This window comes from Geodermatophilus sp. SYSU D01045, assembly GCF_054050295.1.
In genome coordinates this window covers 175169-197558 of sequence record NZ_JBJGZB010000002.1, presented here as the reverse complement: position 1 = coordinate 197558, position 22390 = coordinate 175169, and the positions used below count along the sequence as shown (strand labels likewise).

22 protein-coding genes are annotated in these 22390 nt (G+C 76.6%); 13 read left to right on the top strand and 9 right to left on the bottom strand.

Features of this window, described 5'->3' with window-relative positions; all coding sequences use genetic code 11:
* Positions 1-29 precede the first annotated feature (29 nt).
* Positions 30-821: an alpha/beta fold hydrolase gene (locus ACI798_RS02710; protein ID WP_457047169.1), complete on the bottom strand. Its 792-nt coding sequence runs from the start codon at positions 819-821 to the stop codon at positions 30-32.
* A 253-nt stretch (positions 822-1074) separates the two neighbouring features.
* On the opposite strand from ACI798_RS02710, the gene ACI798_RS02705 reads away from it, so the two are divergent.
* From ACI798_RS02705 to ACI798_RS02685, 5 genes are all read left to right on the top strand, one after another.
* Positions 1075-1854, top strand: a complete 780-nt coding sequence (locus tag ACI798_RS02705; RefSeq protein ID WP_456939768.1) for a PIG-L deacetylase family protein — start codon at positions 1075-1077, stop codon at positions 1852-1854.
* Between the two features lie 59 nt (positions 1855-1913).
* Entirely contained in the window at positions 1914-2345 is a 432-nt protein-coding gene (dtd, locus tag ACI798_RS02700; RefSeq protein ID WP_457047168.1) for a D-aminoacyl-tRNA deacylase, read from the top strand.
* A 247-nt stretch (positions 2346-2592) separates the two neighbouring features.
* On the top strand, positions 2593-3576 hold the full coding sequence (gene sigB, locus ACI798_RS02695; protein WP_456939766.1) for an RNA polymerase sigma factor SigB: 984 nt from the start codon (positions 2593-2595) through the stop codon (positions 3574-3576).
* A gap of 110 nt (positions 3577-3686) precedes the next feature.
* The gene (locus ACI798_RS02690) at positions 3687-4238 is read left to right on the top strand and encodes a TIGR03086 family metal-binding protein (protein ID WP_457047167.1); all 552 of its coding nucleotides are present in this window, start codon (positions 3687-3689) and stop codon (positions 4236-4238) included.
* Positions 4239-4304: 66 nt separating this feature from the next.
* Positions 4305-4949: a dihydrofolate reductase family protein gene (locus ACI798_RS02685; RefSeq protein WP_457047166.1), complete on the top strand. Its 645-nt coding sequence runs from the start codon at positions 4305-4307 to the stop codon at positions 4947-4949.
* A 10-nt stretch (positions 4950-4959) separates the two neighbouring features.
* On the opposite strand, the gene ACI798_RS02680 is transcribed toward ACI798_RS02685, so the two are convergent.
* Positions 4960-7665 carry a bifunctional acetate--CoA ligase family protein/GNAT family N-acetyltransferase gene (locus ACI798_RS02680; RefSeq protein WP_457047165.1) on the bottom strand — a complete coding sequence of 902 codons (2706 nt, stop codon included), beginning with the start codon at positions 7663-7665 and terminating at the stop codon, positions 4960-4962.
* Complete coding sequence (locus tag ACI798_RS02675; RefSeq protein WP_457047164.1) at positions 7658-8839, bottom strand: acetoin utilization protein AcuC; 1182 nt, start codon at positions 8837-8839, stop codon at positions 7658-7660. The genes ACI798_RS02680 and ACI798_RS02675 overlap by 8 nt, the downstream gene beginning before the upstream one ends.
* 205 nt (positions 8840-9044) lie before the next feature.
* On the opposite strand from ACI798_RS02675, the gene ACI798_RS02670 reads away from it, so the two are divergent.
* Together ACI798_RS02670 and ACI798_RS02665 are read left to right on the top strand one after the other, a co-directional pair.
* The gene (locus ACI798_RS02670) at positions 9045-9752 is read left to right on the top strand and encodes a metal-dependent transcriptional regulator (RefSeq protein WP_456939761.1); all 708 of its coding nucleotides are present in this window, start codon (positions 9045-9047) and stop codon (positions 9750-9752) included.
* Between the two features lie 111 nt (positions 9753-9863).
* A complete protein-coding gene (locus ACI798_RS02665) occupies positions 9864-11945 on the top strand; it encodes a S9 family peptidase (RefSeq protein ID WP_457047163.1) in 2082 nt (693 codons plus the stop codon).
* A 6-nt stretch (positions 11946-11951) separates the two neighbouring features.
* Here ACI798_RS02665 and ACI798_RS02660 read toward each other — a convergent pair whose 3' ends face one another.
* The 3 genes from ACI798_RS02660 to ACI798_RS02650 form a co-directional block, all read right to left on the bottom strand.
* Complete coding sequence (locus tag ACI798_RS02660) at positions 11952-13049, bottom strand: DUF4192 domain-containing protein (RefSeq protein WP_457047162.1); 1098 nt, start codon at positions 13047-13049, stop codon at positions 11952-11954.
* A 145-nt stretch (positions 13050-13194) separates the two neighbouring features.
* Positions 13195-13920, bottom strand: coding sequence for a hypothetical protein (locus tag ACI798_RS02655; RefSeq protein ID WP_457047161.1), 726 nt, complete (start codon positions 13918-13920; stop codon positions 13195-13197).
* 54 nt (positions 13921-13974) lie between these two features.
* Entirely contained in the window at positions 13975-14268 is a 294-nt protein-coding gene (locus ACI798_RS02650; RefSeq protein WP_457047160.1) for a Dabb family protein, read from the bottom strand.
* Positions 14269-14330: 62 nt separating this feature from the next.
* On the opposite strand from ACI798_RS02650, the gene ACI798_RS02645 reads away from it, so the two are divergent.
* The 6 genes from ACI798_RS02645 (at position 14331) to yczE (ending at position 20023) form a co-directional block, all read left to right on the top strand.
* The gene (locus ACI798_RS02645) at positions 14331-15584 is read left to right on the top strand and encodes a glycosyltransferase family 4 protein (RefSeq protein WP_457047159.1); all 1254 of its coding nucleotides are present in this window, start codon (positions 14331-14333) and stop codon (positions 15582-15584) included.
* Between the two features lie 34 nt (positions 15585-15618).
* On the top strand, positions 15619-16380 hold the full coding sequence (locus ACI798_RS02640; RefSeq protein ID WP_457047158.1) for a class I SAM-dependent methyltransferase: 762 nt from the start codon (positions 15619-15621) through the stop codon (positions 16378-16380).
* 37 nt (positions 16381-16417) lie between these two features.
* Positions 16418-17452 carry a prenyltransferase gene (locus tag ACI798_RS02635; protein WP_457047157.1) on the top strand — a complete coding sequence of 345 codons (1035 nt, stop codon included), beginning with the start codon at positions 16418-16420 and terminating at the stop codon, positions 17450-17452.
* Between the two features lie 65 nt (positions 17453-17517).
* Positions 17518-18333, top strand: a complete 816-nt coding sequence (locus tag ACI798_RS02630; protein WP_456939753.1) for a glycosyltransferase — start codon at positions 17518-17520, stop codon at positions 18331-18333.
* A complete protein-coding gene (locus ACI798_RS02625; RefSeq protein WP_456939752.1) occupies positions 18333-19268 on the top strand; it encodes a glycosyltransferase family 2 protein in 936 nt (311 codons plus the stop codon). Before ACI798_RS02630 ends, ACI798_RS02625 begins: the two co-directional genes overlap by 1 nt.
* A gap of 149 nt (positions 19269-19417) precedes the next feature.
* A complete protein-coding gene (gene yczE / locus ACI798_RS02620) occupies positions 19418-20023 on the top strand; it encodes a membrane protein YczE (protein WP_456939751.1) in 606 nt (201 codons plus the stop codon).
* Here the strand turns inward: yczE and ACI798_RS02615 are convergent.
* The 3 genes from ACI798_RS02615 to ACI798_RS02605 all read right to left on the bottom strand — a co-directional run bounded on the left by ACI798_RS02615 (position 20007) and on the right by ACI798_RS02605 (position 22331).
* Positions 20007-20336, bottom strand: a complete 330-nt coding sequence (locus ACI798_RS02615) for a TraR/DksA family transcriptional regulator (protein ID WP_456939750.1) — start codon at positions 20334-20336, stop codon at positions 20007-20009. The genes yczE and ACI798_RS02615 overlap by 17 nt on opposite strands.
* Positions 20326-20901 (bottom strand): class I SAM-dependent methyltransferase, encoded by a 576-nt coding sequence (locus ACI798_RS02610; RefSeq protein ID WP_456939749.1) that lies wholly within the window; start codon positions 20899-20901, stop codon positions 20326-20328. Before ACI798_RS02610 ends, ACI798_RS02615 begins: the two co-directional genes overlap by 11 nt.
* Before the next feature lie 161 nt (positions 20902-21062).
* A complete protein-coding gene (locus ACI798_RS02605) occupies positions 21063-22331 on the bottom strand; it encodes a YibE/F family protein (RefSeq protein ID WP_457047156.1) in 1269 nt (422 codons plus the stop codon).
* Positions 22332-22390: the final 59 nt, after the last annotated feature.

Sequence of the window (22390 nt, the reverse complement as noted above, 5' to 3'; positions counted from 1 at the left end):
GGGACCGTCCCCGGCCGGCCCCTCGGGGCTCACGGCACGGTGAGGAGGAAGCGGCGCACCGCGGCGTCGAACGCCGCGGGGGCCTCGAGGTTGACGACGTGGCCGACGCCGGGGAGGAGCACCAGCCGGGATCCGGGGATCGCGGCGTGCAGGGCCTCCGCCACCGGCCGCGGCGCCCGCACGTCCTCGGCGCCGCAGAGCAGCAGCGTCGGGACGGCGACGGTCGGCAGCACGTCCCGCAGGTCGGCGTCCGCGAAGGCGGTGAGCATCGACCGCGTCCCGGCCGGACGGACGTCGAGCATCACGCCGCGGACGAGGTCGAGGGTCTCCTGCGGCACGGGGCCGGCGAAGAAGCCGGGCAGGTAGCCGTCGATCCACTCCGCCGGCGGGCGGTCGACCTCGGCGAGCACCCGCCGCAGCCGGGCCTCCACCTCCTCCGGGGGCAGCGACCCCTTCCACCCGGCGTAGGCGGAGACGAGGACCAGGGAGCGGACCGCCTCCGGGTGACGCTGCCACACCGCGAGGGCCAGCCCGCCACCGAAGGACAGCCCGCACAGGTGCACCCGGCCCAGGCCGAGCCCCTCGACGAGCGCGGCCACCGCGTCGGCGTACCCGGCCAGGGGCAGGTCGGCCGGCGGGTCGGGGGACGCGCCACAGCCGGGCGCGTCCCACGCGACCACGTCGAAGTCGTCCGACAGCCCCTCCAGCTGCGGCCGCCACTCCCGGCCGTCGCTCCACCCACCGTGCAGGAGCAGCAGCGGCGCGCCCGCACCCGCGCGGTGGTAGGCGATGGTCCACCCACCGGCCTCGACGACGTCCACGGCGACCCCTCGACGATGCTGCTGGCCGTGGCGCGGGGCGGCTGCCGTCCCGCGGGCCGAGCGTCCCACCCGGGCTGCCGGCCGTCGAGACGCCGGTTCGCGGGGACCGGACGACCCTGGCGCGACCGCCACCGGACGACTCTGGTGCGACCGCCACGGGACGCGGGATGCTGCCTCGCCGACCCAGGGAGCGGGTCGGACCGGCCGGCCGGGCGGGCAGAGCGCCCGACCGGTGCGGGACGAGGAGGCGGCCGTGCCGCAGAAGCTGACGGTGTCCCAGCTGGGGACGGTCCTGGGGGTCTGGGCCCATCCGGACGACGAGGCCTACCTGTCGGCCGCACTGATGGCCGAGGCCCGGGACGCGGGGCAGACCGTCGTCGTGGTCACCGCCACCGACGGCGAGCTCGGGGGCGACGGTCCGGTCGCCGGCCTGCGGCGGCTGGAGGTGGTGGCCGGCCTGGCCGCGGTCGGCGTCACCGACCACCGGTGGCTCGGCTTCCGGGACGGGCGGTGCGCCGCCGTACCCCCGGACGTCGGCGGCCGGGCGGTGCGCGCCCTGCTCGAGGAGGTGCGGCCGGACACCGTCCTCACCTTCGGCCGCGACGGCCTGACCGGGCACCCCGACCACGCGGCCGTGTCGGACTGGGTCGAGCGGGCCTGGCGGGCGGACGGGTGCCGCGCCCTGCTGCTGCAGGCCACGCTCACGGAGAGCTTCCACCGCCGCTGGGGCCGGCTCACGGAGCGCTCCGCCGTGTGGATGCCCGGAGCCCACCCGCCGTCCGTGCCCGACGCGGAGGTGGCCCTGCAGGTCCGCGCGCACGGGCGGACCGCGCGTCGCAAGCTCGAGGCCCTCCGGGCGCACGCGTCGCAGACCGCCGTCCTCCGGGAGTCCGTCGGGGAGGACACCTACCTCCGCTGGTGGTCGGAGGAGAGCTTCGTCCGGGTCCCCACTCCGCCGGCGGTCCTCGTCCCCAGGCCCCGGGCCCCGGGCGACGTGGTCCCGCGGGCGGTGTCCGGCGGCGGGGACCGCTGACCGTCCCGCCGGGGCGGAGCGGGTCCGGTCGTCGCGCACCGGTCGCGCAGGATGGGCCGGTGCGCGCGGTGGTGAGCAGGGTGTCCTCGGCCTCGGTGACCGTCGACGGGGCCGTCGTCGGGGAGATCGGGCCGGGCCTGCTCGCGCTGGTCGGCGTCGGCCGGGACGACGACGCCGGCCGGGCCCGCGCGCTCGCGCGGAAGGTCCACGAGCTGCGGGTGTTCCCCACCACCGACGGCGCCCGCTCGGCCGGCGACCTGGACCTGCCCGTCCTCGTGGTGAGCCAGTTCACCCTCTACGCCGACACGCGGAAGGGCCGCCGTCCGTCGTGGGACGCCGCCGCGCCCGGGGACGTCGCCGAGCCGCTGGTGGACGAGGTGGTGGCGGAGCTGCGGCGGCGCGGGACCTCCGTCGCGACCGGCGTGTTCGGCGCGCGGATGGCGGTGGCGTCGGTCAACGAGGGGCCGATGACCTTGCTGCTGGAGGTCTGACCCGGCGACGGAACGGGTACGGGGGGTGACCGAACACACGGCCTGTGCGTTCTCTGTGAACCCGGGCCGCGTGGAACACCTGGCCCCGTCGGGACCGTTGTACGGGGCGAAACACAACGGACCACAACGGACGAACGAACCGCGGGGGCCCCGCCGGACAACGGAGCCCCATCCCCGACGCGGGTGCGCCACCGTCACCGGACAGCCGGCGGTGCATCCGAACTCCGAGCAAGGACGAAGACATCCCGTGACGCTCCTCCAGTCTTCCCCCAGCGACGCCCTCGAGGTCCGCTCGCCCCGCCGCGAGCCGGACACCAGTGGCCTGGTGTCGACCGACCTGGTGCGCGTGTACCTCAACACCATCGGCAAGACCGCCCTGCTGACCGCCGAGCAGGAGGTGGAGCTGGCCAAGCGCATCGAGGCCGGCCTCTACGCCGAGCGGCTGCTCGCCGAGCGGCAGCTCACCCCCGCCCTGCAGCGCGACTACAAGGCCCTCGCGGTCGACGGCAAGGCCGCCAAGCGGCACCTGCTCGAGGCCAACCTCCGCCTGGTCGTCTCGGTGGCCAAGCGCTACACCGGCCACGGCATGACGTTCCTGGACCTCATCCAGGAGGGCAACGTCGGCCTCATCCGCGCCGTCGAGAAGTTCGACTACACCAAGGGCTTCAAGTTCTCGACCTACGCGACGTGGTGGATCCGCCAGGCGATCACCCGCGCGATGGCCGACTCCGGCCGCACCATCCGGCTCCCCGTGCACCTGGCCGAGCAGGTCAACAAGGTCGTGCGGACCCGCCGGCGGGTGCACCAGGAGCTCGAGCGCGAGCCCACCGCCGAGGAGCTCGGCCTCGAGCTCGACATGACGCCCGAGCGGGTCACCGAGCTGCTCGAGTACAGCCGCGACCTGGTCAGCCTCGACCAGACCGTCGGCGCCGACGAGGAGTCCCGCCTCGGTGACTTCATCGAGGACGCCGACGCCGCGGTGGCCGAGGACGCGGTGGCCTTCCAGATGATGAAGGGCGACGTGCGCAACGTCCTCTCCACGCTGGAGGACCGTGAGCGCGACGTGGTGGTGCTGCGCTTCGGCCTCGACGGCGGCCAGCCCCGCACGCTCGAGCAGATCGGCAAGCAGTTCGGCCTGTCCCGCGAGCGGGTGCGCCAGATCGAGCGCGAGACGATGGCCAAGCTGCGTGACCCGCAGCGCGCCGACGCCCTGCGCGACTACCTGGCGTAGGCACCGCCTCCGGAGAGCCGGCTCCCCCACGGGGGAGCCGGCTCTCGGCGTTGACAGGGACCGCACCCCGGGCCAGGCTCGTGCTCAACCGAACGGTTGAGGAGGCGGCCATGGCGGACACGGCGGAGCGGTGGGCGAGGCTCGCGGACGACTTCGGCCGGAGGGTCGACGGCGTCCCCGCGGACCGCTGGGACGCCCCCGCGCCGTGCGAGGGCTGGGTGGCCCGCGACGTGGTGCGGCACCTCGTCGAGTGGATGCCGTCCCTCTACTTCCCCGCCGTCGACCTGCCGGTGCCCGCGCACCCGTCGGTCGACGACGACCCCGCGGGCGCCTGGCGGGCCACCGACGCGGCGATCCGGGCCCTGCTCGCCGACCCGGACCTCGCCCGCCGGCCGACCAGCACCCGCGCCGGGGACATGCCCCTCGAGGACCTGGTCGCGATGACCGGCCTCATGGACCTCCTGGTGCACGCCTGGGACCTGGCCCGCGCCACCGGCCAGGACGAGACGCTGGACGCGGAGGAGGCCTCGGCGTTCCTCGCCGGCATCGAGCCGTGGGACGCCGCGCTGCGCGGCAGCGGGCACTACGGCCCGCGCGTCGCGGTCCCCGACGACGCCGACGACCAGGCGAAGCTGCTCGCCTTCACCGGCCGCCGTCCCTGACCCGGACCCGCCGATGAGTTCCGGCGCCGGCGACGGTCAGCCCGTCGTCGACACCGAGGAGGAACCGTGGGCCAGCTGCTGAGGGTGCAGAACTTCACCGTCTCGAGCGACGGGTACGGCGCGGGCGAGGGCCAGAGCCTGGAGCGGCCGTTCGGGCACGCCGACCCGGGGGTGCTGATGGCCTGGGCTGTGGACACGGCGGGCTTCCCCGGCCGCACCGGACCGGGCGGCAGCCGCGGCCTGGACGACTACTTCGTCCGCGACTTCTCCCACGGCATCGGCGCTGAGATCATGGGCCGGAACAAGTTCTCGCCCCACCGCGGCCCCTGGCCGGACCTCGAGTGGCGGGGCTGGTGGGGCGACGAGCCGCCGTTCCACACGCCGGTCTTCGTGATGACCCACCACGTGCGGCCCTCGTTCACGCTCTCGGACACGACGTTCCACTTCGTCGACGCCGACCCGGCCACGGTGCTGGAGAAGGCGCGCGCGGCGGCCGGCGGTGCCGACGTCCGGCTCGGGGGCGGCGCCACGGTGATCCGGCAGTTCCTCGACGCCGACCTCGTCGACACGCTGCACGTCGCCGTCGCACCGGTCGAGCTGGGCGGCGGCTCCCGGCTGTGGACCTCACCCGACGAGCTGCTCGACCGCTTCCACCGGGACGTCGCGCCCAGCCCGAGCGGCGTCACCCACCACCTGTTCTGGCGGAAGTGACCCGGGCTCCTCAGTCGCGCATGCGGCGGGGGCCGGGGTCGACGCGGGCGGTGGGCGGGCCGACCCGCACGGTGCCGCCGGCGACCACGAGCGAGCGGCCGCCGTGCCAGGGGTCGGCCGGGCCGACGATCACCGGCGACAGCGTCAGGCCGAGCACCTCGGGCAGGTCCTCGGCGAGCCGGGCCACCCGCAGCAGCAGGTCCTCCAGCGCCGCGACGTCGACCGGCTCGGCCCCCCGCCAGCCGTCGAGCAGCGGCCACGCCCGCGGCGCGCGGACCAGCTCGGCGGCGTCGAGGTCGGTGAGCGGCAGCGTGCGGTAGGCGCGGTCGCCGAGCAGCTCGGTGGCCACTCCCCCGAGGCCGAAGCTGACCAGGGCGCCGAACGACGGGTCGTCGACGACCTCGATGACGGTGGCCACGCCCGGCGCGGCCATCTCCTGCACGATCACCGGGTCGCCGGCCGGGATGGCCTCGAACGCGGCGCGGACGGCGCCGGCGTCGGGCAGGTCCAGCCGCACGCCGCCGAGGTCGGTGCGGTGCCGCAGCCACGGCGCCGTCGACTTGAGCACCACCGGGTAGCCGATCCCGTCGGCCGCGGCGACGGCCTCGTCCGCGGTGGTCGCCGTCCGCGTGCCGAGCAGCGGCACCCCGTAGGCGCCCAGCAGGGCGATGACCTCGTCGTCGGTGAGCTGCCGCCCGCCGGGTGACTCCGCCATCGCGCCGAGCACCACCGACCGGGCCCGGCCGGCGTCGACGCCGGGCAGCTCGGGCACCGTGCCGGCCGGCCGGCGGCGCCATCGGGCGTACTCGGCGACCCGCGCCAGCGCGATGACCGCCCGCTCCGGCGTCGCGTACGACGGGACCGAGCCGCGGGCCGGCATGCCGTCGGTGTCGGGCACGGTGAGCTCCGGCGGGATGCCCTCCGCCGACAGGAAGGTGGCGAGCACCGGCTTGGCCGAGTCCTGCGACACCTCGCGCAGGGCCCGGCCGTACGCGTCGGGCGAGGTGCGCACCAGCGGCGGGAGGAACACCGCGACGACGGCGTCCACGCCCTCGTCGTCGACCGCCTCCTGCAGCGCCGCACGGAAGGCCTCCGGGGTGCCGGCAGTGCCGATGTCGACCGGCGCCTCCTGCGCCAGGGTCAGGCCCTGGTCTAGGACGGCGTCGGCGACCAGCACGCCCAGCGCCGTCGAGTTGCCGACGACGGCGACCCGGTCGCCCGCCGGCAGCGGCTGGTGGGCCAGCAGCATGCCGACCTCGAACAGCTGGGCGACGGTCTCGACCCGGATGACGCCGGCCGAGGCGAACAGCGCCGCCACCGACTGCTCGGGCACCGCGACCGACGTGCCGGCCAGGCCCGGGGTGAGCCCGCCGTGCCGGCCGCTCTTCACCGCGACCACCGGCTTGGTGCGGGCGACGCTGCGCGCGAGCCGGGCGAACTTGCGCGGGTTGCCGAAGCTCTCCAGGTGCAGCAGCACGACCTCGGTGCCGGGGTCGGTGGCCCAGTACTGCAGCAGGTCGTTGCCGCTGACGTCGGCGCGGTTGCCGGCCGAGACGAAGCTGGACAGGCCGATGTTGCGGCTGCCCGCCCGCTCCAGCAGGGCCACGCCGAGCGCGCCGGACTGCGCGAAGAAGCCCACCCGCCCGCGGCCGGGGACCCGCGGCGCGAGGCTGGCGTCGAGCCGGATCGCCGGGTCGGTGTTGACGATGCCCAGGCAGTTGGGGCCGACCACCCGCATGCCCGAGGCGCGTGCCGCGGCGACCAGCCGCCGCTCGGCCTCGCGGCCCTCGGGCCCGGTCTCGCCGAACCCGCCGGAGATGACCACCAGGCCGCGGACCCGCTTGCGCCGGCAGGCCTCCACCACGCCCGCGACCTCGTCGGCGGGGACGGCGACGACGGCGAGGTCGACGTCGCCGGGGACCTCCTCGATGGAGGCGTAGGCCGGGACGCCGCGCACGTGCCGGGTGCCGGGGTTGACCGGGTAGACCGGCCCGTCGAAGCGGTAGTCGAGCAGGTTGCGCAGGACGAGGTTGCCGATCTTGCCCTCGTCGTTGCTGGCGCCGACCACCGCGACCGACGACGGGGTGAGCAGCCGCGCGATCGACCGGGACTCGCTGCGCTGCTCGCGCTCGTAGGCGACCGCCAGGGAGGTCTCGGTGGGGGCGATCGGGAAGGTCAGGTGGACGACGCCCTCCTCGTAGGAGCGCCGGGCCTGGTAACCGGCGTCGAGGAAGACCCGGACCATCCGGCCGTTCTGCGAGAGCACCTCGGCGACGAAGGTGGTGATGCCGCGCTCGCGGGCGGCGGCGGCCAGGTGCTCGAGCAGCACCGAGCCGAGGCCGCGGCCCTGGTGCGCGTCCTCGATGAGGAAGGCCACCTCGGCCTCGGTGGTACCCGGGAGGCGGTCGTAGCGGCCGACGCCGATCAGCTGGTCGCCGAGCAGCAGGACGAACGCGACGCGGGCGTCGTGGTCGACGTGGGTGAAGCGGTGCAGGTCCCGGTCCGACAGCCGCCTCATCGGCCCGAAGAACCGGTAGTAGCGGGTCTGGTCGGAGCTGCGGTCCATGAGCCCGGTCAGCCCCTCGGCGTCCTCCGGGCAGATCGGGCGCAGGTGCACCGTGCCGCCGTCGGCGGCGATGATGTCGGCCTCCCAGTGCGCGGGCGGCTGCGGCGCCGCCTCGGCGGGGGGCTGGCCGACGGTCTGCTGGTCAGTCACGGGGGTCGTCCGGGTCGAGGCCGAAGTAGGGGAAGGACGCCGTGCGGGTGCGGGAGATCGCCCGGTCGACGCGGGACTCGGTGTACGGGTCCCACGCCGAGAAGCCGGTGTAGCCGCCCTCGGTCATGTGCGTGGGCGGCCGGGCCCGCAGCCCGCGGGCGACGACGTCGTCGCGCCAGGACTGCGGGATCGCCGTCGCCGGGTCCAGCCGTTCCCCCGACGCCTCGGCGAGCAGGTGCGTCCAGGCCCGCGGCACGCAGCGCACCAGCCCGTAGCCGCCGCCGCCGAGGGCGATCCAGCGGCCGTCGCAGACCTCGTGCGCAAGCTCGTGCACCGCCCGGTAGCTGGCGCGCTGGCCGTCGACGGTGAGCGCCAGGTCGGCCAGCGGGTCCTCGTGGTGGGCGTCGCAGCCGCACTGGGTGACCAGGACCTGCGGCGCGAACGCCCGCACCACGCTGGGGACGACGGCGGTGAAGGCGCGCAGCCAGCCGGAGTCGTCGGTGCCGTTGGGCAGGGCGAGGTTGACCGCGGTGCCCAGCGCCTTCTCGGGGTCACCGGTCTCCTCGGGGAAACCGGTGCCGGGGAACAGCGTCAGCGGGGTCTGGTGGACGCTCACGGTGAGCACCCGCGGGTCGTCGTAGAAGGCGGCCTGCACGCCGTCGCCGTGGTGCACGTCGAGGTCGACGTAGGCGATCCGCTCGTAGCCCTGGCCGAGCAGCCAGGCGATGGCGATGGCGGCGTCGTTGAACACGCAGAAGCCCGAGGCGCGGTCGCGCATGGCGTGGTGCAGGCCGCCGGAGATGTTGACGGCGTGCTGCGCCCGGCCGGTGTGCACCAGCTCGGCGGCCTGCACGCTGCCGCCGGTGATGAGCGCGGCCGCGTCGTACATGCCCTCGAAGACCGGGTTGTCGGCGGTGCCCAGGCCGAACGCCTCGTCGGGGTGGGTCGGCGCGCGCCGCACCGCCTCCAGGTAGGCGGGGTCGTGCACCAGGGTGAGCAGGTCCTCGCCGGCCGGCGTGGGGCGGACCACCTCCACCCGGCCCGGCGCCAGCACGCCCAGCCCGTCGGCCAGCCGCATGGTGAGGTCCAGCCGCACCGGGTGCAGCGGGTGCTCACCGCCCATGGTGTAGCCGAGCAGGGCGTCGTCCCACACGACGGCCACCGAGTCGCTCACGGGCCCTCCCTGTCGCCGTCGCCGTCCGTGCCGGGCCCGCCGCCGGGCCGGTGCCCCGCGGGCGGTGCCCGGTCCGGACGCTACCGCCGCGCTCCTGCGGCCGTCCCCTCCGCGGCACCGTGTGACCTCGCCCGGGAGCCCGTCCGCGATCCCCGGACCGGTGGCCCGTGCGCCGTAGGATCGGGGCCGACACGGAGGAGTGCCAGTGAACGACCTCATCGACACCACCGAGATGTACCTCCGCACGATCTTCGAGCTGGAGGAGGAGGGCATCGTCCCGCTGCGGGCCCGCATCGCCGAGCGGCTGCACCAGAGCGGCCCGACGGTGTCCCAGACCGTGGCCCGCATGGAGCGCGACGGCCTGCTGACCGTCGAGGGCGACCGCCACCTGCAGCTGTCGGAGACCGGGCGCGCCCTCGCGACCGCCGTCATGCGCAAGCACCGGCTGGCCGAGTGCCTGCTCGTCGACGTCATCGGCCTCGACTACGCCGAGGTCCACGAGGAGGCCTGCCGCTGGGAGCACGTCATGAGCGAGGCGGTGGAGCGCAGGCTGCTCACCCTGCTCGGCAACCCGACGGTCTCGCCCTTCGGCAACCCGATCCCGGGCCTGGACGCGCTCGGCGGGGAGACCTCGGCCGTCCTCGACGCGCTGACGCTGCTGTCGAACACCGCGACCGCCGAGGGCCGTCAGGTCACCGTCCGGCGGATCAGCGAGCAGCTCCAGGAGGACGCCGCGCTGCTGCGGCAGCTCGCCGACCAGGGCGTCCGCCCCGGCGCCACGATGGTGGCGCAGTCGGTGAACGGCACGATCAGCCTCGACGGGCACCCGCTGCCGCAGGGCGTGGCCCAGCACCTGTTCGTCTCGGCGCTGGACGAGGACCTGAGCCCGGTCGAGGCCGCCGTCCAGCTGTAGCCGCCCCCTGCCCCCGAGCGTCGCAGCGCCCGGTCCCCCGCTGCGGCGAGGGGCCGGGCGCTGCTGGTTACGGTGGGCGGCACCGTCCCGTCGTCCCCGCGAGGAGCCCCGGTGAGCCCGTCCGACGCCGTGCCCGAGACCGCTCCCGAGCCCAATCCGGCGCACCCGTTCGCCCGGCTGGCCGACTTCGTCGCGATCCCGCGGGTGACCGGCCTGGCGCTGGCCGACGACGGCCGGCTGGCGGTCTCGGTGCAGACCCTCGACGCCGACCGGAAGAAGTGGGTCTCGGCACTGTGGGACGTCGACCCCGAGGGGCAGCGCCCGCCGCGCCGGCTGACCCGCAGCGCCCCCGGTGAGGCGGCGCCGGCGTTCGCCCCGGACGGCACGCTGCTGTTCGTCTCGGCCCGCCCCGACCCCGCCGCGGGCAAGGACGGCGGCGAGCCCCGGCCGGCGCTGTGGGCGCTGCCGCCCGGCGGCGGGGAGGCCCGGCCGGTGGTCACCCGGCCCGGCGGCGTGGGCGGGTTCGCCGTCGCCGCCGACAGCGGCGAGGTCGTCGTGGTGGCCTCGAGCATGCCCGGCGCCGCCGACGCGGACGAGGACGAGCAGCGCCGGAAGGCCCGCACCGACGCCGGGGTGTCGGCGGTGCTGCACGAGGCCTACCCGGTCCGGTACTGGGACAGCGACCTCGGCCCGGCGTCCCCGCACCTGTTCTGGGCCGGCGCGCTGCCCGCGGAGGACCCCGCCGGCGAGCCGGCCGGGCCGGTGCCGCTGCGCGACCTGACGCCCGACGCCGTCCCGCCGCTCGGCGCCGGGGAGGCGGTGGCCCTCTCCCCCGACGGCCGGCTGCTGGTGCGCGTGGACTCGGTCGCCGACGGCCCGGCCGGCCGGCGCGACCGGCTGGTCCTGATCGAGACCGCGACCGGCGACGGCCGGGTCCTGGTCGACGACCCGCTGGCCGACGTGTACGCCGCCGCGTTCTCCCCCGACGGCGCCTCGGTGGTCTGCGTGCGCGAGTCGACGACCACCTACGCCGAGCCGCCGGACTTCACGCTGCTGCTGGTCGACGTCGCCTCCGGGGACGCCCGCGACCTGACCCCCGACTTCGACCGCTGGCCCAGCGCCCCACAGTTCAGCGCCCAGGGCGACGCCGTCTACTTCCTCGCCGACGACGACGGCCGGCACGCGCTGTTCCGGGTCGAGCTCGCCGGGGGCGCCCCGGTCCGGCTGACCGGCGACGGCGCCTACAGCGACCTGCGGGTGGCCCGCGACGGCAGCGCCCTGTTCGCGCTGCGCTCTGCCTACGACGAGCCGCCGGCGCCGGTGCGCCTGGACCCGCGCGCGACCGGCCAGCACCCCGAGCCGCTGCCGGCACCCGGCGCGCTCGGGCCGTTGCCGGGCACCCTCCACGAGGTGCGGGCCACCGCCGCCGACGGCGCCGAGGTGCAGTCGTGGCTGGTGCTGCCCGAGGGCGCGAGCGCCGAGACCCCGGCACCGCTGCTGCTGTGGATCCACGGCGGGCCGCTGATGAGCTGGAACTCCTGGTCGTGGCGCTGGTGCCCGTGGGTGCTGGCCGCCCGCGGCTACGCCGTCCTGCTGCCCAACCCGGCGCTGTCGCAGGGTTTCGGGCAGGACTTCGTCCGCCGGGGCTGGGGCGAGTGGGGCGGCGCGCCCTACACCGACCTGATGACCGCCGTGGACGCCGCGCTGGAGCGGCCCGAGGTGGACCCGGAGCGGACCGCGGCGATGGGCGGCTCCTTCGGCGGCTACATGGCCAACTGGGTGGCCACCCAGACCGACCGGTTCCGGGCGATCGTCACCCACGCGAGCCTGTGGGACCTCGACTCGTTCGTCGGCACCACGGACGCCGCCTACTACTGGGAGCGCGAGTGGGGGATGCCGCTGGTCGAGCAGAAGCGCTACGAGCAGAACTCCCCGCACCGGTTCGCCGACGCCATCCGCACGCCGGTGCTGGTGATCCACGGCGACAAGGACTACCGCGTGCCGATCGGCGAGGGCCTGCGGCTCTGGTACGACCTGCAGAAGCGCGGCGTCCCGTCGCGGTTCCTGTACTTCCCGGACGAGAACCACTGGGTGCTCACGCCCGGCAACGCGACGGTCTGGTACGAGACGGTGATCGCCTTCCTCGCCGAGCACGTCCTCGGGCAGGAGTGGGAGCGACCCGAGCTCGTCTAGTCCCGCTCACCCGGCCTCCTCGAGGGTGTTGCCGATCAGCTCGCGCAGCCGGGCGGGAGGCAGGCACCGCGCCAGCCCGTCGGCGAGCAGCCGGGGCAGCCGGGCGTCGGGATCGGCGGCCAGGGCGCGGTCCAGGGCCACGTTGGCCATGGCGCCGTCGCCGCGCAGCCAGACGCTGACCGCGAGCAGCGTGGCCGGCGGTCCGTCGAGCGGCACCGGCGCGCGGCGGGTGCACTCGGTCCACAGCACCTCGGCGGCCGCGGCGTCGTCGCCGAGCGCCAGGCCCAGCGCGCGGTCGCGGACGTCCGGGATCGTCAGCCCCCACAGCACCCGGGCCACCCGGGCGTCGGCGAGCCGGGTGGCCGCGGTGGCCGGTCCGGGCCGGCACTCGGCCAGGGCCGCGGTGATCGCCGCGCCGGCCTCCGCGGCGACCGCGTCCCGGCCGAGCGCGCGGAGCCGGGCGGCGTGCTCGCGGCCCTCCGCCAGGCAGGCCGCCGCCATCGCGGGCGCCCCCGGGTCGCCGGCAGGCGGGGTGATCCGCGCGGCGAGCGCGGCGCGGTCGGCGGCCAGGACCGCCCCGCCGGCCACCGCCGCGGCGGCCAGCGGGCTCGCCCCGGCGGGCAGCGGCGTCCCCGCGCCGGGCTCGCAGCACGGGTACGGGCAGTCGTAGTCCCACCAGCGGCCCGACCGGACCAGCAGCGCCTCCCGCACCGGCACGTCCCGGGCGTCGAGGGCGAGCACCAGCTCGTGCACCAGGTCGCGGTGCGGGAGCTCCGCCACGGGCTCCCCCGGCCCGAGGGGCAGGACGAGGGCCGACCGGTCGTCGGGGGCCATGACGTCAGGGGCATCGGACACGACCGCCAGCAGCACCGCGACCGGGTCGTCGGTGAGCAGCTTGTCGGCCAGCGTGGCCGCCAGCGCGCGGGCCGCGGCGGGCGGCGGGAGGTCGGCGCGCACGGTGAGGCCGACGCGGCTGCCGTTCGGCCCGCGCAGGCCGACCAGCACGATCGACTCGGCGGGGTGGAAGCCGAGCAGGTGGGGCAGGGCGGCGGCGACCTCGCCGGTGTCGCCGAGCCGGATGACGGGGATCGGGGGTTGGTCCACCCGGCCGACCCTGGGGCGGAACGGGACCCCGATCCGCCCGGACGGTGCGCCTGTGGAGGGGACCGCCCCTGTGGACGGCCGGGCCCGGACCTGTCCGGCCCCTGCAGGGGCCCGCCGCGAGCGTGCGAGCGGTGGGGGTCCTTCCTCAGTCGAGGGCGGCGGCCTGCGTCTCGTACGCCTGCTCGAGCAGGCCGGTGAACGCCATGAGGTCCGGGCGCCCGCCGGAGGTGTCGGTCCTCAGCAGCACGACCACCCGCTCCCCGTCCTGCACGGTGCCGACCAGCGCCGGCACGGTCAGCTGCTGCCCGTCGGGCCCGGTCACGGTGGTCGTGTAGCTGATCCCGGCGGAGCCGTCGCCGAGGTCGGGGACGTCGAGCTCGGCGAAGGCGATGGTGACCGTGCCGATCTGCGGCGCGCTCACCTGCACCTCCCGGCACTGCTCGAGGTGCTGCCCGAAGCCGGCCGGCGCGTCCTCGGCCGGGCCGCCGGAGGCCAGCGCCTGCACGGTGGTCACCGTCCCGGCGACGGCGACCTGCGCGGCGACGTCGTCGTACTCGTCGAAGGACGGCGAGGTGCCCTGCACCGCGGGCTCGCACTCCGGCGGGGTCACCTGCAGGTCCTCGGTGGCGCCGCCGGCCACCGCCGCGCCCTGCTCCAGCGGGGCCTCGGTCAGCGGGGTGACCTGGGCGCCGGGGCCGAACGCCTCGGCCGGCAGCAGACCGGGCGCGAGGTCGGTCCCGGCGGACGAGGACGACGACGAGGGAGAGGCGGGCGAGGCCGTGCCCCGGACCTCGTCCCCGCCGCAGGCCGCGAGCAGCGGGACGGTGAGCAGGCCCGCGGTGGCGGCGAGCACGGCGCGGCGTCCGGTCACGCGCCGGACGCTAGCCAGCGGCGGGCGGGGCCGCAGCACACCCGCGCGCCGGCGTCACAGCTCGTACTGGACGGCGCTGCGGGCGGCCAGGTACGGGCGGACGTGCTCCGCGATCACCACGAGGTGCACCGGGTCGGTGGCGTAGCGCCGGAAGGTCTCGGCGTCGGGGAAGTCGGCGACCAGGACCGTGTGCGCGTTGCCCTCGACCAGGCCGGCGTCGGGCGCGACGGTGAACGCCAGCGACCCGGGCACCTGCTCGGGCAGCCGGCGCAGCGCGGCCACCGTCTCGGCCCGCCGGGCCTCGTCGGCGGCGTCGGACCAGGTGAAGTGCACGACGTGTCGGATCACGCCGGTCACCCTGTCAGGCGGGCCCGGAAAGTGGACGGGACGGGGTCGGTAGGGTCCGGCGCATGGGACGACGGCTGCGGATCGCACTGCTGTCGTACCGCAGCAAGCCGCACGGCGGCGGGCAGGGCGTCTACGTCCGGGCGCTGTCGCGGGAGCTCACCGCCCTCGGCCACGACGTCGAGGTCCTCAGCGGCCAGCCCTATCCCGAGCTCGACGACGGCGTCCCCCTCACCCGGGTGCCGAGCCTGGACCTCTACCGCGAGCCCGACCCGTTCCGGACGCCGCGGCCCTCGGAGTTCCGCGACTGGATCGACGTCGCCGAGTGGGCCGCGATGTGCACCGCCGCCTTCCCCGAGCCGCTGACCTTCACGCTGCGCGCCGCCCGGCTGCTGCTCCCCCGCGCGCACCAGTTCGACGTCGTGCACGACAACCAGAGCCTGGGCTACGGGCTGCTGCGGCTGGTCCGCGCGGGCGTCCCGACCGTGGCGACCGTGCACCACCCCGTCGCCATCGACCGCCGGCTCGAGCTCGCCGCCGCGTCCTCGCTGCGCCGCCGGCTGACGCTGCGCCGCTGGTACGCCTTCACCGCCATGCAGGCCCGCGTGGCGCCCCGGCTGGACGCGGTCACCACCGTCTCGGAGAGCTCCCGGCGCGACATCGAGACCCACCTGCACGTCCCCGCCGCGGGCGTCGAGGTCATCCCGGTCGGCATCGACCCCGACGTCTTCACCCCGCCGCCGGCCGACCGGCCGCGCGAGGCCGACTCGGTCGTCGTCACCACCAGCGCCGACGTCCCGCTCAAGGGCCTGGTGCACCTGCTCGAGGCGGTGGCCAAGCTGCGCACCGAGCGGCCGGTGCGGCTGACCGTCGTCGGCACCGCCCGCCCCGGCGGTCCGGCCGAGTCGGCGCTGGACCGCCTCGGCCTGCGCGACGCCGTCCGCTTCACCGGCCCGCTGCCCGAGGCCGAGCTGGTGCGGCTGCTGCAGACGGCCACCGTCGCCGCCATCCCCTCCCTCTACGAGGGCTTCTCGCTGCCCGCGGTCGAGGCGATGGCCTGCGGGACCCCGCTGGTCACCACCGACGCCGGCGCGCTGCCCGAGGTGGTCGGCACCCAGGCCGGCCTGCGGGTGCGGGCCGGGGACGTCGACGAGCTGACGGCGGCGCTGAAGCTGGTGCTGGAGAAGCCGTCGCTGCAGGAGCAGCTCGGCCGCGCCGGGCGCCGCCGGGTGCTGGCCTCCTACACGTGGCGCTCGACCGCGGAGCGGACCGCGGACTGGTACGCCGAGGTGCTGGACCGGAAGGGGCGCCGCGGATGACGCCGGGCCCGACGCGCGACCGGGAGGGTCGTCCGTGCTGACCGTCGACTTCGACCTGCTCGACCTGCGCCCCGGCATGACCGTGCTGGACCTCGGCTGCGGGGAGGGCCGGCACGCCTTCGAGGCCTACCGCCGCGGCGCGTCGGTGGTCGCCGTCGACTGGGGCGTGCCCGAGGTCGAGACGACCAAGCGGTGGCTGGGCGCGATCGCCGAGGCCGGCGAGGCCCCCGCGGGGGCGCGCTACGAGGTGGTCCGCGGCGACCTGCGGCACCTGCCGTTCCCCGACGCGAGCGTCGACCGGGTGATCGCCTCGGAGGTGCTCGAGCACATCCCCGACGACGGCACCGCGATGACCGAGATCGCCCGGGTGCTCAGACCGGGCGGGCGGGTCGCCGTCACCGTGCCGCGGTACGGCCCGGAGCGGGTGTGCTGGGCACTGTCGGACGCCTACCACGCCAACGAGGGCGGCCACGTCCGCATCTACCGCGGGGACGTGCTGCGCGCCCGGCTGTCGGTGGCGGGCCTGGTGCCCGGGCGCAGCCACCACGCGCACGCGCTGCACGCGCCCTACTGGTGGCTCAAGTGCGCCGTCGGCGTGGACCGGGACGCCGCCGTCGTCCGCGCCTACCACCGGCTGCTGGTGTGGGACCTGACGAAGCGGCCGTGGGTCACCCGACTGGCCGAGAAGGTGCTCGACCCGCTGATCGGCAAGAGCCTCGTCGTCTACGCGGACAAGCCCCGGGTGCCGGCGGCGGGCGCCCGCCCGGAGCGGGAGAAGACCGCTGCCGTCCGCTGAGCTGCCCGAGCTGCCCGGCGTCCTCGACGGGACCGCCGTGCGGCGCACCGTGGCCGCCATCGCCGCCGAGCAGGGCCGCGACGGTTCGCTGCCGTGGTTCCGCGGCGGGCAGCTGGACCCCTGGGACTCGGTCGAGGCGGCGATGGCCCTCGACGTCGGCGGGGAGCACGCCCGGGCGGCGGCGGCCTACCGCTGGCTGGCCGCCCGGCAGCGCGCCGACGGCTCCTGGGCCGCCGAGTACCGCGACGGCGCCGAGACCCAGCCCGCCGTCGAGAGCAACCACGCCGGCTACCTCGCCGTCGGCGCGTGGCACACCTGGCTGACCAGCGGCGACGAGCGGCTGGTCACCGAGCTGTGGCCGGCCGTGCGCCGCGGCCTGGACCTCGTCGTGGACATGCAGTTGGCCTCCGGCGCGATCGGCTGGGCGCTGCGCCCCGACGGCACCCCGGACGACGTCGCGCTGCTCACCGGCAACGCCAGCCTGTTCCAGGCGCTGCGCTGCGGCATCGCGCTGGCCGGGCTGGCCGGGCAGTCGCAGCCGGACTGGGAGCTGGCGGTCACCGGCCTCGGCACGGCGCTGCGCACCGACCCCGCCGCCTTCGCCGACCGCTCCCGCTGGTCGATGGACTGGTACTACCCGGTGCTCGCCGGCGCGGTCACCGGCGGGCCCGCCCGCACCCGGCTGGCCGACGGGTGGGACCGCTTCGTCGTCCCGGGCCTGGGCGCCCGCTGCGTGGCCGACCGCCCGTGGGTGACCGGCGCGGAGACCTGCGAGCTGGCGCTGGCGCTCGTCGTCGCCGGGCAGCCGGAGGCCGCGCTGGAGCAGGTGGCGGCCATGCAGCACCTGCGCCACGACGACGGCTCGTACTGGACCGGCTTCGTCTACCCCGACGACGCCCGCTGGCCGGTCGAGCGGACGACGTGGACGGCGGCGGCGGTGGTGCTCGCCGCCGACGCGCTGGCCGGCGCCACACCCGCCTGCGGGCTGTTCGCCGACCCCGCGGCGCTGCCCGCACCGGGCACCGAGGACGCCGGTTCGGCAGCGCCGCTGCCGGGCAGTGCCTCTGCGTGACGCGCACGTCGGCACGCCCCCGCACCCCCCCGAACCCCGCCGGCGACGGCGTCAGCGTCGTGGTCATGAGCCGCGACCGGCGCGCGGACCTGCTGGCCACGCTGCCCCGCCACGAGGCGCCGGTCGTCCTGGTGGACAACGGCTCCACCGACGGCACCGTCGACGCCGTCCGCGCCGCGCTGCCGGAGGTGACCGTGCTGCCGCTGGCGGACAACGTCGGCGCGCACGCCCGCACGATCGGCGCCGGGCACGCGGGCAGCGAGTTCGTGGCCTTCGCCGACGACGACTCGTGGTGGGCGCCCGGAGACCTGGCCCGCGCCGCGGAGGTCATGCGGGCGCACCCGCGGCTGGCGGTGCTCAACGCGCGGGTCCTCGTCGGCCCGGAGGAGCGGCTGGACCCGCTGTGCGAGGAGCTGGCCGTCAGCCCGCTCGGCACCCCGGCGCACCTGCCCGGGCCGCGGCTGCTCGGCTTCATCGCGTGCGCGGCGATGGTGCGCACCGAGGCGTTCCTGTCCGTCGGCGGTTTCGACCCCGTGGTGCGCTTCCCCGGCGAGGAGGAGCGGCTGTCCCTGGACCTCGCCGCCGCCGGGTGGGACATCGCCTACGTCGACTCGGTGACCGTGCACCACCACCCCTCGACCCGGCGGTCCGACCCCGCGGGGCGGCGCACGGCGATCTGGCGGTCCAGGCTGCTCACCGCGGTGATGCGGTTGCCGCTGCGCGACGTCGTCCGCACCGTCGTCACCGCGCTGCGGACCGGTGCGCCGGAGCGGCGGGGGCTGCGCCGGGCGCTGCCGGACCTGCCCGCCGCGGTGCGCCGCCGCCGGCGGCTGCCCGCGCACGTCCTGGCCGACCTGCGCCTGCTGTCCGGGGGCGCCTGATGACCGCTGCCGCGCCCCGGCCCCGGCCCGCGGACCCCGGCCCGGACGCGCGGGTCGCCGTCGTCGTGATCACCCACCAGCGCCGCGACGAGGTGCTCGGGGCGCTGTCCCGGCTGCTGGCGCTGCCCGAGCGGCCGCACGTGGTGGTCGTCGACAACGGCTCCACCGACGGCACCGCCGGGGCCGTGCGCGAGCGCTTCCCCACCGTGGAGCTCGTCGCCAGCCCGGAGAACCTGGGCGCGACCGGCCGCAACGTCGGCGTCGACCGGGTGGACGCGCCGTACGTGGCCTTCTGCGACGACGACACGTGGTGGGAGCCGGGGTCGCTGCGGCGGGCGGCCGACGTCCTCGACGCGCACCCGCGGCTGGCCGTGGTGACCGCGCGGATCCTGGTCGAGCCCGGCGGCCGCGAGGACCCGATCGTGCCGGAGCTGCGCGACTCCCCCGTCCGCGGCGCCGGCTGGCTGCCCGGCCCGGCCCTCGGCTCGTTCCTCGCCGGCGCGAGCGTCGTCCGGCGGGCGGCGTTCCTCGAGGCCGGCGGCTTCTCCGAGCGGCTGTGGCTGGGCGGGGAGGAGGAGCTCATGGCCGGCGACCTCGCCGCCGCCGGCTGGGAGCTGTGCCACCTGCCCGAGCTGACCGTGCACCACCGGGCGTCGAGGGCCCGCGACTCGCACCGCCGTCGGCGCGACGGCATCCGCAACACCCTCTGGACGACGTGGCTGCGGCGCCCGCTGCGCCCCGCGCTGCGCCGCACCCTGCACCTGCTGGCCACGTTGCCCCGGGACCGGGTGACCGCGCAGGCGCTGTGGGCCGCCGTCCGCGGGATCCCCTGGCTGGTGCGGGAGCGGCGGGTGCTGCCCCCGCACGCCGAGGCCCGGTTCGCCGCGCTCGACGCGGCCCAGCGCCGCTCCACCGCCCGCCGCTACGTGAGCTGACGCGGCGGCGTCCGCCCGGCCGGGGCGGCAGAGATGGCCGTTTCTGCCGCCCGGCGGCGCGGACCAGGCCAATCCGGCCGATTGGCCCGTAGGAGCCGGGCCGGGTGGGCAGCAGAGTGGCGGGCGTGTTGCAGCACCGTCCGGTTCCCGTGTCCGCCCGTCTCCCGCGTCGCCTCGTCCAGCTCTACGCCGGTCTCGCGCTCTACGGGGCGTCGATGGCCCTGCTGGTGCGGTCCTCGCTCGGGGTCACGCCGTGGGACGTGCTGCACCAGGGGCTCGCGCAGCGGCTGGGCTGGTCGCTCGGGCTGGTCACCGTGGTGGTGGGCGCGCTGGTCCTGCTCGCGTGGATCCCGCTGAGGGAGCGGCCGGGCATCGGCACGGTGAGCAACGTCGTCGTCATCGGGGTCGCCGTCGACGGCACGCTCGCCGTCCTGCCCGCCCCGTCGCACCTGGCGGCGCAGGCGGCCTTCGCGGCGTCGGGCATCGTCCTCAACGCCGTCGCCACGGCCGCCTACGTCGGGGTGCACCTCGGACCGGGCCCGCGGGACGGGCTGATGACCGGGCTGGTCCGGCGCACCGGCGGGTCGGTGCGGCTCGTGCGCACCACGATCGAGGTCGCCGTCGTCGCGACCGGGTGGCTGCTCGGCGGCACCCTCGGCGTCGCGACCGTCGCCTACGCCCTGGCCATCGGCCCGCTCACGCAGCTGCTGCTGCCCCGCCTGTCGGTGCGGCCGGAGGTCAGCGCGCGCAGCTGATGCAGGTGCGGGCGGTGGGCCGGGCGGCCAGGCGCTCGGGCGCGATCGGCCGGCCGCAGGACTCGCACCGGCCGTAGGTGCCGGCCTCGACGGCGGTGACCGCGGCGTCGACGTCGGCCAGCCGGCGGCGCGCCTGCTCCAGCAGCGCCGCCACCTGCTGCCGCTCGAACGCGATCGTGGCGCCCTCCGGGTCGTGCTCGTCGTCGGCGTTGGACGCCTGCGACGCGGCGACGATCTCGTCGAACTGCCGGGTCAGCGCCTCGATCTGCGCCTGGGCGGCCGCCCGCTCCGCCCCCAGCGCGTCAGCGGACACGGCGCAGCAGCCGCAGCGAGCCGGTGCCCGGCAGCTCCTCGAAGTCCCCGGACCCCAGCACCCGCCGGTAGACGCCGAACGGCGCCTGGCCGCCGTCGGCGGGGTCGGGGAAGACGTCGTGGATGGCCAGCGTGCCGCCGACGGCGAGCTTGTCCACCCAGGCGTCCTGGTCGCGGCGCGCAGACTCCTCGGTGTGGCTGCCGTCGAGGAACAGCAGCGCCAGCGGGGTCGACCACAGCGGCGCGAGCACCTCCGAGCGCGCCACGACGGCGACCACGACGTCCTCCGCGCCGGCGTCGGCGATCGTGCGGCGGAACCGCGGCAGCGTGTCGACCCGCCCGACGGCGGGGTCGACCAGCGACGGGTCGTGGTACTCCCAGCCGGGCTGGTGCTCCTCGGAGCCGCGGTGGTGGTCGACGGTGACCACCTGCCGGCCGGTCTCCCGCGCCGCGGCGGCGAGGTACAGCGCCGACTTGCCCATCCACGAGCCGATCTCCAGCAGCGGGCCGGGCACGGCGACCGTGCGGGCGGCCTCGTAGAGGGCGCGGCCCTCGTCGGCGGGCATGAAACCGGGGGCGGCCTCGGCGGCGGCCAGCAGTCGGAGGACCCCGTCCTCCTCCCGCCTCGCACGCTCAGCGCCGGGCTCGGCCGCCTGCAGGGGCCCACTGCGGGCGGGCGAGCGGTGGGGGGCAGGGGGTCCTTGCTGGGGCCGGTCAGTGCGCGTGTTCACCGGGCGAACCTCGCACGCAGGGCCGACATCCGCGCCTCCGGGGCCGCGCCGGCCGCCGTCCCGGCCGCGGTGGCGAAGAACGCGCCGACCGCCGTCGTCACCGGGACCGCCAGCACGAGCGCGATCGCGCCGACCAGCGTGCGGATGACCTCCTCGGCCACCGCGGCGCTGGTGAGCGTGACGCCGGCGGGCTGGGTGTAGACCTCGAACAGCAGCAGCAGCGGCAGCGCGGCCCCCGCGTAGGCGAAGACGATCGTGTAGACGGTCGAGGCGATGTGGTCGCGGCCGACGGCCATGCCGCGGCGGTACAGCTGCCGCCACCCCATCGCCGGGTCCACCTCGTTGAGCTGCCAGATCGCCGAGGCCTGGGTGATCGTGACGTCGTTGAGCACGCCGAGGCCGGCGACCACGACCCCGGCGATCACCAGGCCGGAGAAGTCCAGCGTCGGGTCGAACGTCAGCAGCTGGATGGTCTCCTCGCTGGTGAGCCCGGTCAGCCGCGCGACGCCGACGGCCACCGAGCCGAGCACGGTCACCAGCGCCAGGCCGAACAGGGTGCCCACGAGCGCCGTCGTCGTCCGGGCGGAGAAGCCGTGCGCGAGGTACAGGACGACGAACATGATCGCCGACGAGCCGACCAGGCTGACCAGCGTCGGCGAGGACCCCTCGAGCAGCGCCGGCAGCACGAACTGCAGCAGCACGAAGAACGCGAAGGCCAGGCCGACCAGCGCGGCGAGCCCGCGCAGCCGCGCGACCGCCCCGACGACGAGGGCGAAGGCCACCGCGAGGACGACGATCGGCGTGGTCCGCTCGAAGTCGGCGAACTGGTAGTCCGGGCCGCCCTCGGCGCCGGGGTCGCGGGTGAGCACGAGGGTGTCGCCCTCGCCCACCCCGTTGGCGACCACCTCGGCCGAGAGGTCGACCTGCTGGTACTCCCCCGCGCCGTCGCCCTCGAGCACCTCGACGACGGCGGTGGCGCAGGTCGCCTGCCCGGTCCCGGCCTCGCCGCAGGGCAGCGTCTGCAGCGAGACCACCCGCGCGTCGGCGTAGGTCGTCCCCGCCGGGAGGAAGGTGGCCGCGACCTGCTCGGCGCGGGTCGGCTCGCCGCCGGGCCAGAGCGCGACCAGGCCGACCACGGTGGCCAGCCCGACCGGCACGAGCAGCAGGAGCATCAGCGTGACCGCGCGGCGCCGCCGGGTCAGCGTCTCCGGGCTCGGCGGGGGCGCGTCGGGGTCGGGCCCGTGGCTGTGGGTGTGGGGCGGCACCCGGCCAGGCTAGGAGCAGCCCCCGGCCCGGGACCGCCCGACACCGCGGTGGGGCGCCG